This is a genomic window from Candidatus Thermoplasmatota archaeon, assembly GCA_030018475.1.
In the GTDB taxonomy this organism is placed as follows: domain Archaea; phylum Thermoplasmatota; class JASEFT01; order JASEFT01; family JASEFT01; genus JASEFT01.
The window spans coordinates 75,197-86,501 of record JASEFT010000001.1; the positions used below are offsets into that span (position 1 = coordinate 75,197).

The following is an 11,305-nucleotide window of genomic DNA, read 5'->3' on the forward strand; positions in this document are numbered from 1 at the left end:
AAAAAGGTGAACTGGCAAAATGAGCGCAAAAGGAGTTTGGGTCGCATATTTGGCTTTGGGACTGCTCGTTGCTGGATTGGTAGTAAGTGCGCAGCAAAATATCTGGAATCAGAATGAGAAGAATATTGTGAAGGCAAGCGGAGACGAAATAATAGATAGTGCGATAACATGGTTTAATTTAACTAAGATTATGGATGGCAATCTCACAATAACTTCAACTGGTAAACTCACGCTCAGAAATGTTACCCTGATAATGAACTGCACAATAAACGGTCAATATTATATTGAAGTACAGAGCGGCGGAGAAATGTACATTTTGAACAATTCTAACATAACTTCTGCGAGAGAGTTTCATTATCTTTTCTGGGTGCGCAATAATAGCACATTTGAAATGAGGGATAGTGAGTTCCACGGGTGCGGGTACGCTAACTGGACAGAGCCAAGTCATAGAGGACTATTCATTCAAGCGAATAATACAGTGATAGCAAATAATCTGATTTCAAATAACTATTATGGGATATTCCTTTATCAATCTTCGGATGGACTAATTCTCGATAATAACATAAGTTCGAACCAAGATGGTATAGAACTTTACTACTCCACTAACAACCTAATATCTAACAATCAAATAAGTTCGAGTATCTCTGTGGGCATCTATCTAGATATTAGTTCTACGCACAATATTTTATTGAACAATACTATTAAAGGCGATGGAATTTCAGGTGATTATGGTATCGTCGTCTCTCAATCAAATAATAATACAATTTCAAACAATAAAGTAAGCTCAGAAGATTATGGTATCTATCTCGATAGCTCAGGCAATATTACCATCGTAAACTGTAGTGTATTAAACAGCGAAACGGGTATATCGCTCGAGGACTACTCTCACAATAATCGATTAATCAGTAACGAAATACGCAATAACAAATACGATGGCATCAGGCTAGATAATTCTGACAACAACACATTAATTGGAAATCTATTATACAACAATTCTTATGATGATGCTTACGGCGGGATTCGTCTCTCCCACAGTGATAATAATTTGATATTTAATTGCTCCATGATCAATAACTTTTATAATGGGATTATAATTAGTCACTCGAGCAGCAATATCGTTGATAGCTGCAATATTTCTGGTAATGAACATAACGGGACAAGAGTTGAGTTTTCTAAAAACAATGCAATTGTAAATTCAACTATCTCTGGCAATTATTCTAATCTGAGCTATCGCGATATTTACTTGTGGGGCGACTCAATACTGAGCCTTGTGAATACTACATTTAACAGTTCGAGCGTGTTCATCATCTCGCCTCTCGCTATACTCAATGTTTCTTGGTATTTGAACGTTAAAGTTATAGACACTGATGCAAAGCCAATCCATTATGCTAACGTTGCTGTTAGAGATAATCATAGCAAATTAGTAGGAAATTTTGCAACTGATAAAGGAGGCTGGGCGAAATATATTCCTTGCATGGCATATAGTGAGAACATTACCGGCAGAGATTACTCAATGAACAATCACAGTATAGTCGTTGGTAATAACACTCAGAGCCATAATATGTCAGAAAACCAAGAGATAGTCATGCCTGTAAGCTATTTCTCTATAGCAAGTCCTGTCCCAACTGCTCTGAGCTACGAAAACTATCTAATTGTGCAAGAAAATAATCTGACAATCACTGAAAACGGAACTCTAACCTTGAGCAATATAACTCTAAAAATGAACTGTAGCTATAACGGCTCACTTGCTATTGAAGTTTTGAGCGGTGGTGAAATGTATATTCTCAACAACTCAAACATCACCTCAACAAATTCAAACAATCATTATCTTTTCTGGGTGCGCAATGATAGCAAATTTGAGATGAGGGATTCTGAGTTGAGTGAGTGCGGATACGACTACCCTTATGACTCTGCGGGGCTTTGGGTAAATACAGATAATGCTATCATAGAAAACTCCACTCTTTCATGGAATTATAAAGGAATAATCTTAGACTGCTCCAATTGGAGTACCATTTCAAACACTACTATTTCATATAACAACAATGACGGGGTTGACATTATCTCCGCTATGAATAGCAGTATAGCAAACTGCACAATAAATAACAATTGTCGTGGCATCGTTTTGGACTATTCTATAAACAACATCGTAATAGACTGTACAATTTACAATGTTTTTGGTGGTTTTCATCTTGAATATTCTTCATATAATATAATCACGAACTGTACAATCTACGACTCTGACATCGGCATCTATCTTGGACTTTCTTCGGTGAACATCATAACAAACTGTGTAATTTACAATGGCTCTCAGGGCATCCAATTTTCTTTTTCTTTAAATAATATTGTAGAAAATTGCGCAATCTACAACAGCTCCGGGTGGGGCATCTATATGTCCTCCTCGTCGGATTACAACAATATAATAAAATGCACGATTTATAATAACAGCTACAATGGTATAAAAATTGTTTACTCCTCAAACAACACCATAACAAATTGTACGATCTATAATAACTCCCCCTACGGCATCCATATTTACTGGACATATTTAACCATTTATCCGTGCCCAAATAATACCAAAATCATAAACTGCGCCATTTATAACAACTCATGGGCTGGCATTAAAATAGATTCTTCTCTAAACACCGATATAATAAACTGCGTAATTTATAACAGTTCTTCTGGCATCTCTCTCTACAATTCTTCAAATAACGTTATGACAAACTCTAGTATCTATAACAATTTTTACGATTTATATTTATCTGAGCATTCCATGCTTCACTGTCTCAATACTACGTTCGATAAATCTAAAGTTCAGTTTCCCTTTGGCGACTACAACTCCACTCTCAACGTCTCTTGGTATCTGCACATTAACGTTCTCTGGAACAACAGCGTTCCTGCAGAAGAGGCGAACGTTAGCGTTCGAGATTTTAATTGTACATTTGATATGATAAATAGAATAACTGATCTATTTGGCTGGGTGAAAGACATAGTTGTTCAGGAATACACTCAAAATCAGACAAATACTACATACTTTATTCCTTATAATGTAAATGCTTCTCAAGGCGCTTTCTGGAATTCAACTTCTATACCAATAACTAATACTCTAGAGCTTATACTTTACCTTAATCAACCGTTTCCGCATAACGCGCCTGAAATCTCGGATATATCACCGGATCTAAAATATACAATAACAGAAGGCGTTAGAGTTGAGTTTAAATTCAACATCTTTCATCAAAATAATTTAACTCTAACTTACTATTGGTATTTTAGTGACGTAGAAGTGAAAAACAACACTCTAGAAAACACTAATATCACGCAAGAACTCAACTGGAGCAAATATTTTGACTATCTTTCTGGCAGCGAAATCGGTACTGAATATAAAATCAAAATTAAAATTTCAGACAGCAATGCAACTGTATCTAGGACTTGGAAAGTAATAGTGATAAATATCGATGCTCCACCTGAAATTACATCTTACGAGCCGAAATGGTATACTATGAGCATAACTGAAGAGCAAATAATAACTTTTACTGTCGTGGTTTTCGAAGCAGACTGCGATGCTATAAGCTATTGGTGGTATGTTTATTACGAAAATGTAACTGAGTGGGTTAAAACATATGGCGGAGTTAATGCTACAGGCACGCAATCGTTCGGACCTTTTGATGCAGCTGGGAATTATACTGTGTTGGTAAATGTTTCTAGTTACAATGCAACTCTTAATGAGAGTTTAACTGTCACACATAATTGGCTTTTGAGGGTTTGGAATGTAACTGAGTTAAGCCAGCAGCTCGCTAACTTACAGCAGCAAATAAATACGATGAACGATACGATAACAAATTTAAATTCAAACCTTACTCAATCAAACGCTACTATTAGCTCTTTACAAGACCAGCTTGACACACTAAACGGTACTGTTAGTAATCTAAGCGCTCAAATATCTGACTTAAATACACAGTTGTGTGACGCGATGAGAAGGAGAAATGAATCAATAGCTGCGGAGGACGAGGCTAAGCGTATAGCAGCTGAAGCGCTAAAAGCCATGCATGAAGCTCAGTATAGACTTGCAGCTGGCGTTATCGGTGGCGTACTAGCAGGTATTTTTGCAGGCGCTTTCGTTTTAGCGCTATCGACGAGGCGCAAGAAGAAATGAAATTCCAATTTCTTGGCGGCGCTGAGGAGGTAGGCAAGCTAGGCCTGATAGTAGAGCTCGATGCCACTAAATTGTTGCTCGATTATGGCTTCACACCAGGCAAACCACCTAAATACCCTTTAGAAGCTCCAAACGTTGATTTAGCGCTACTCAGCCATTGTCATGTAGACCATTCTGGAATGCTCCCCTGGCTATGCTCAAAATACAATACCCCAGTTCTCAGCACCTCGCTAACAGCATGGCTGACCCAGGTGCTTGCTTTAGATAGTTTAAAAGTAGCTAGACTTGAAGGCTATGCCTCGCCTTACCAAAAACCTGATATACGCAAAATGATGAGAAACTTTAGTTTTGTTAAATATAATGATGTGCTTGATCTAGCGGGCTTAGAAATAAAATTCCATTCCAGTGGTCACATACCTGGCTCTGTGATGTTCGAGCTCAGAGGTGAAAAAATTTCTCTTTTTACAAGCGATTTAAATACAATCAACACCCAGCTTGTATGGGGCGCGCACCCTGTAAAATGCGATTATCTGTTTATAGAAGGCACTTACGCAGGTAGAGAGCATGTAGATCGAAGAGAGATAGAGCGAAAATTTCTAGCGAAGGTGGAGGAGGTCGTTAATCGCGGCGGCAAGGCAATAGTGCCTGTGTTTGCTGTCGGAAGAGCTCAAGAGCTCATGCTTGTGCTTGAAAATACTAGGTACGATAAATGGCTTGATGGTATGGGAAAGAAAATAAACGAGTTATTTCTTGATGAGCCTAGATATTTACGCAACCCAAAAGGCTTGCAAAAAGTAATGACGAAAACAAAGGTCGTTCGTTCAGATGTGACAAGGAGGAGGGCGATAAAAGAAGCCGATGTGATAATTACCACTAGTGGCATGCTTGACGGCGGCCCTGTGCTTGAATACATTAAAAATCTCAACCAGCCTAGAAATGCAATTTTACTTACTGGTTATCAGGTAAAAGGCTCAAATGGAAGAAGACTCTTAGGTGAAAGAAAATTAGATTTTCAAGGCGTGCTACAAAAAATTGATTGCGAAGTTGAATATTTTGACTTCTCAGCCCACTGCGGCCATAAAGAGCTAGTGAGCTTTGTTAAAGGCTGCGAGCCTGAAAAAGTCATAATTTATCATTCTGATAATAGAGAGAAACTTGCAGAAGCGCTAAGCGAATACGAGGTTCACTTGCCTAAAAACGGCGAGTTCGTAGAACTACGATAGGTATTTATATCGGAAACAACAATTAGTTACAATAAGAGAGAATGCGTATAAGATTTTCACACATAGTAGTGTGCATAACGTTAGTGCTTTTTCTAAATGCATTCTATATTCCACATGCATCAGCACCTACACCTAAAGCTGCAACCACCCTAAATATCAATTGGCCGATTTGGGCAATGCCTGCAACTCGCGCTAAAGGCAGCTATTTCATTCTTAATGTAAGTTCTGATGCAAGCGCTAGTTCTGTATGGAACGTTACCGTATCAACAGAATACGATTCTTACGAGCTACCTGTCACTGCAGTCTCTTCCCCTGCAACTAACATATGGGAGCTGAATATTACAGTTCCTACAGAACTTCGCACAGACCTTTATAATCTTACAGTTACTGTAGATGGGATAAGTGATTCTGAGCCTCATGCAATCTCAGTAGTTAATGCGCTGAAGGATAAGTTTACTATAATTCAACTTACAGATACTCATATAGGCTCTTTATCAGGAGGAAGTACTTATAAAGATCTAGCAAACGTGCTGAGAGAATTAAATCTAATTAAGCCTGAACTTGTAATAGTTACTGGCGACTGCTGCGATAAAGAGCCTACCTGGTGGTCTGATCAAGAATTTCCTGCAAACGAGCAAGACCAGAAATTCAGAGAAGTAATGCTTAGCTTGAAAGTTCCTGTTTATATAGTAAACGGGAACCATGATTATGACTATTCCGGCGATAGCAGTATAGAAGATTTTAGAAAATGGATAAATCCCTACTCAGATATATGTTTCACATACGGTAATTATAGGTTTATAGGCCTAGACTCGGGACGCTATGTGAACCTTATTAATTCAAACGGGCAAGGGCTGAGAAATGATCAAATTGCATGGCTTGAATATGTTTTGAATAGGTATAATGATAGCACACAGAAGTTCGTATTCATGCATCATCCGCCACATTGTATTGAGCAGAATAGCGCTCTCTACAAAGAGCTGATGATAAAGTACAATGTGTCATTAAGCATCCACGGGCATACGCATAGCGATACTGTGTACGATAAGAATTATAATAAAATCCCAGAAGATGGTAGCATTGGTAGTTTAGGAAACCCTGCTTTTATAGAGACGCGCTCTACAACTAAAGGCACAGATAACGGCTATCGAATAATAAGAGTGAACGGTACGAAACTTGATTTTTATACCTATGATTTGGATGGAAATGGGATAAGAGACGATACCTCATCTACTCCTACAGGTCTCTTAACTTACGGCTACACTCCTTCAAACAACGGTACTGCTGAAATTGTAACTGCTTGGATAATTAACAATCTTAGAGAAGATTTTGAAAATGCATTTCTGGCGTTTACAATGCCCAAGCCCGCTCCTGGGTATAGCTATATATGTGAAAACGGCTGGATTGAGCAAAAAATTAGTCTTGCAACCGTAGATGTATATTATGTGAGAACAAACATCTCTGCGATAAGCTCCAAAGAAGTAGTTTTAAGACCTGTTTCAGCCTGCGATGTAGGTGTAGAAGCCATAAACTCACCTATAGAAAACGGTACATATTACGCCGGTCCGCAGGAAATTGTCGCTACAATAAAAAATTACGGTGAAAGTGCATCAAACTTTAACGTATCTTGCGAAGCGCGAAAAATTATTAAGAATGAGACTGAGCAGGTAGTATTTTCAGACGATTCTGAGGGTTACGAAAGCGGCTCGAGGGGCGATTGGTGGCTGTACGAATCTACTACAAGGACTGTTGGCGATTGGGAGCATGGGACACCAAGCACAGTAGGACCGAGCAGCGCGCACTCAGGTAGCTATTGTTGGGGCACGAACTTACAAGGAAACTACAGAGATTATTCTCATTATGAATTTGCAGGTGAGCTACACGACGGTGGTGTGCTATCCGATATCTATGGTAAGAACGAGTTTTACGATGTACCGGCACAAGAAGGCGACTTAATTGAGATAACTGTAACCTGGGCATCAGGCTCCAAAAACGATATAGATCTTTATCTCTACACACCTTACGATTCGCAAGCGCATAATATTGAATATGGCGATGTGCCTTCAGGCGGTTATGCGGTTGCGCGCGCTCGCTCTGCAGCAGACGGCTCAGAGATACTTACTTACACAGTGCCTAAGCAGGCGAGCGGAATGTACAGGCTGAGGGTGTTTGCTTACCCCTCTACTGGTAATCAGTATTCCTATGATATTTCTGTAAAAGTAGACAACAGAGCTATAAATTATCCTGCGCGACTGGGTTATGTAGATGGTGACGATGACGACCTGCCGAAAGAGGCGCATCATGCATTTTATGCACGCGCAGGCGAAAAAATATCTATAAGATATACATTTTCACAAATCGGCGGAAGCAATCCTGACGTAGACCTTTACCTATACGATCCGCAAAATAACCGGATATTAATGAACGAAGCAGACAACGATGGAGAATGGTACGGTAGCGTTACAACTACTACTTCAGGCTATCACCGACTAAAAATGGCTTCTAAAGAATATACTCAGAAATATAATTGCTTTGTAAATGTTAGCGGCCCGCAACATGCATATCTTATCTCGCCATATATAGACCTAAGTAATACCTCCTACCCACATGCTGAGCTTACATTCTGGCATTGGTATCATACGGAATACTGGTATGATTACTGCTATGTATACGTTTGGTATAACGCAACTAACAATTGGGTGAAGCTTGCAGAGCACACTGGAAATAACAGTCAATGGACTTTTGAAAGCCTTTCACTAGACCAATGCATAGGGTATAACGATGTGAGAATATGCTTTATACTTAGCTCTGACTGGTGTACAAATTACGCAGGCTGGTATATTGATGATATTGCAGTAAAGCTAATTATCCCGCCTGAAGAACTGACTGCAGATGCGCAAAATCGTACTATCAGCGCACTCGGTAGCGGAGCCTCTACCCAGCTTAGTTGGGATATCAATCTAGAAGAAGGCATATATAAAATTATTATAAAAACCTGGCTGACTGGTGACAGCTATAAATATAATAATGAAAAAACAGTCAAAATATTTATAAAAAACGCAACGTTTACTATTGAGTTAGTGCCTGGATGGAATTTCATCAGTCTAGTTTACAACACTTCATATAGAAGAGCTGAAGATTTAGCGCAGGCAATTGATTATTGTGTTTGTGTTAAGAGATGGAATTCCTCAGCACAGTCATTTGAAACTCATAAGCGAGGAACAAACGAAAATAATTTTACAATCGATGCAGGCGTTGGCTACTGGGTTTATTTAACCAACCCAAGCAGCTTTACATTTAACGGCAGTAGATTTGCAGCTTTGAAAATGGATTTAAATCCAGGATGGAACAGTATTGGGAGATTTAATTTAACTACTACCGATGCAAAAACCCTTGCTCAAAATATCCCGAACTGTAACGCACTGGCTTATTGGGATAGCGGCCTTGGCAGATTTGTAGTTTGGCTTGTTGGGACAAATGTCAGCAACTTCGATATTGAGCCAGGAAAAGGATATATGGTCTATGTAATGCAAGCTACAGCATGGACCAATAATTAAGCTATACTCTTTTCGCTGCAAGCCTAATATCCTCAGCGCTTATCGTTTCTCTACCTGCATATTCGCAGAGCTTTACAGCTTCACCAGCTATTTTACTTGCATATTCTTCGAGCAAACTTGCTAAATAGAGTTTAGAATCTTTACTTGCTCTCTCACCACCTGCACTTTTAATGATTCTAGCTATAGGTGCTAAAGATAGTTCCATACTTGAAACCTTTATTAGCTCTAAGTGTAATAATATTTTCTATGCAGAGAATTGTGATTGATTCTAGCGTGCTTGTAGAGGGTTTTGCATTTAGCGCTACTAAAAATTTTGAATATTATGCAACAAATTCTGTAATTGAAGAATTAGAATCTAAGCTGGGGGATGAAAAAGTAGAAGCATTAAGAATAATGGGGTTGAATGTGGCACAACCTTCAGAATTCAACGTAACGAAAGTAGAAGAAATAGCTAGTGCAATTGGCGAAACTCCTAGACTATCTAAAGCAGATATTGATATACTTGCTTTAGCTATTGAAATTGGCGCTGCAATACTTACTGACGACTACTCTATTCAGAACGTTGCTAAAGAGCTTGGAATAAAATATATTGCGTTTGCGCAGAGAGGGATAACTAAGAAGATACTATGGAAGTATAGGTGCACAGGCTGTAATAAATATTTTCAAAATTTTTTAACTATATGCCCTATTTGCGGGCTCAGAGTTAAAACCGTAAGATAGAAATATTGCTCTTCCTATTTAATATTGTGGAACTAAAGAAACTCAGGTTCGGGACAGAGCTTCTAAAAAGAGGCTTCACCAAACTGCGGAAAGGAAGTGTTATTATGGATGTTACTAATCAAGAGCAGGCTAAAATTGCTGAGGATGCTGGAGCAGTTGCAGTAATGGCTCTTGAAAGGGTTCCATCTGAAATAAGGGAGCAAGGCGGGGTTGCTAGAATGGCAGACCCTCTTAAAATAATTGAAATCATGCAAGCTGTTAGTATTCCTGTAATGGCTAAATGCAGAATAGGCCATGAGGCCGAGGCTAGAATTCTAGAAGCGCTTGGCGTGGATATGATTGATGAAAGCGAGGTTTTAACGCCAGCAGACCCTTTTGAGCATATAGATAAAAAAAAATTTAAAACTCCGTTTGTTTGCGGAGCTAGAGATCTGGGCGAAGCGCTTAGGAGAATTAACGAAGGCGCTGCTATGATAAGGACGAAAGGTGAAGCTGGCACTGGCAATATTATAGAAGCTGTACGTCATCAGAAAACGATGACTAATCAGATAAAAGAGCTTAAAGGCATGGGTGAAAGAGAACTTAAGAAAAAAGCTTTAGAATATCGTGTACCCTTTGAGCTTTTAAAAGAAGTTAAGAAGCTCCAGCGCTTGATGGTTGTTAATTTTGCAGCCGGCGGCATTGCAACTCCTGCAGATGCAGCTTTAATGATGCTCTTGGGTAGCGACGGAGTATTCGTAGGCTCAGGAATATTCAAATCAGAAAATCCTAAAAAAAGAGCTAAGGCTATAGTTGAAGCAGCTTCACATTATGACGATGCTAAGATAATTGCAGAGGTCTCTGAAGGGCTCGGCGCTGCAATGAAAGGGTTGGCAATAGAAGAGCTATCTGAAGAGCAGAAATTGCAGAGAAGAGGCTGGTAGCTACAGCCCGACTCTGCGCTCAACTCTAAGTTTAAAATATCTATAGAATATCCAGAATATTACAAGTGCTGTAAGTGCTAAGGAACCCATTAAGCCCCATTGCGCTGCGCCCATCATATTAAGAGCTGTTTCGTCCCCAGCTACATACTCAGAATGGTAGAAACCGTAGTCTATAGAACTCTTGATTATCAGTACAATACACCCTATCAGTACTAGAAATATAATCACATCCAAATAACCAGTGTATCTTTCCCATTTCCTTTTATCTATGATTTTTTCAGCCATTTGCCAAACCACCAAATAATAGTATTAGAATGCAATATATATATATTTTTTCTGTGTTGCTGTGTCGCACGGAGATAAATTTTTATTAACTCGTGTGATACTTACTTCTCTATAAGATTTTAACAATTATTTTTAGGATAATTTAATCAAGGCATTAAACGCAAAAACTTTCAATTGTATCTCTTTGACCATATTCCGAAACTTCTTGGCAGTTACATGCTCACCAAAAATACGTTTGAATGCTGAGAAAGCACTTTCGCAGCTCCATCGCAACCCATAATTCACGGATTTTTTCCAACTATTTTCATCTTTAAAATATTCCTTTATAGCTTTACGACGTTCTTTATTACTTTTCATACCACTTCGTAACCTCCCTTTTACTTTCCTCGGCTTAATACCAGCGATTATATTTTTAGAGTTTAAAAGTTTGTAGTTCTGATTTGAGTC

Annotated in this window: 8 protein-coding genes; 5 read left to right on the top strand and 3 right to left on the bottom strand. The window is 38.8% G+C overall.

Features of this window, described 5'->3' with window-relative positions; genetic code table 11:
* Positions 1 to 19: 19 nt before the first annotated feature.
* Genes QMD21_00350 through QMD21_00360 form a run of 3 tightly spaced genes read left to right on the top strand, consistent with a single transcriptional unit; the run spans position 20 to position 8,930 of the window.
* Positions 20 to 4,150: a right-handed parallel beta-helix repeat-containing protein gene (locus tag QMD21_00350; GenBank protein ID MDI6855221.1), complete on the top strand. Its 4,131-nt coding sequence runs from the start codon at positions 20 to 22 to the stop codon at positions 4,148 to 4,150.
* A complete protein-coding gene (locus QMD21_00355) occupies positions 4,147 to 5,373 on the top strand; it encodes an MBL fold metallo-hydrolase (protein MDI6855222.1) in 1,227 nt (408 codons plus the stop codon). Before QMD21_00350 ends, QMD21_00355 begins: the two co-directional genes overlap by 4 nt.
* Before the next feature lie 41 nt (positions 5,374 to 5,414).
* Positions 5,415 to 8,930 (top strand): metallophosphoesterase, encoded by a 3,516-nt coding sequence (locus QMD21_00360; protein ID MDI6855223.1) that lies wholly within the window; start codon positions 5,415 to 5,417, stop codon positions 8,928 to 8,930.
* 1 nt (position 8,931) lies between these two features.
* Here the strand turns inward: QMD21_00360 and QMD21_00365 are convergent, their stop codons facing one another.
* Positions 8,932 to 9,135, bottom strand: coding sequence for an NFYB/HAP3 family transcription factor subunit (locus tag QMD21_00365; protein ID MDI6855224.1), 204 nt, complete (start codon positions 9,133 to 9,135; stop codon positions 8,932 to 8,934).
* 41 nt (positions 9,136 to 9,176) lie between these two features.
* On the opposite strand from QMD21_00365, the gene QMD21_00370 reads away from it, so the two are divergent.
* Together QMD21_00370 and pdxS are read left to right on the top strand one after the other, a co-directional pair.
* Complete coding sequence (locus QMD21_00370) at positions 9,177 to 9,650, top strand: PIN domain-containing protein (protein MDI6855225.1); 474 nt, start codon at positions 9,177 to 9,179, stop codon at positions 9,648 to 9,650.
* Positions 9,651 to 9,676: 26 nt separating this feature from the next.
* A complete protein-coding gene (gene pdxS, locus QMD21_00375) occupies positions 9,677 to 10,573 on the top strand; it encodes a pyridoxal 5'-phosphate synthase lyase subunit PdxS (protein MDI6855226.1) in 897 nt (298 codons plus the stop codon).
* On the opposite strand, the gene QMD21_00380 is transcribed toward pdxS, so the two are convergent.
* Both QMD21_00380 and QMD21_00385 read right to left on the bottom strand, forming a co-directional pair.
* Positions 10,574 to 10,858 (bottom strand): hypothetical protein, encoded by a 285-nt coding sequence (locus QMD21_00380; protein ID MDI6855227.1) that lies wholly within the window; start codon positions 10,856 to 10,858, stop codon positions 10,574 to 10,576.
* Between the two features lie 132 nt (positions 10,859 to 10,990).
* A partial coding sequence (locus tag QMD21_00385) for a transposase (protein ID MDI6855228.1) occupies positions 10,991 to 11,305 on the bottom strand: 315 nt, incomplete at its 5' end.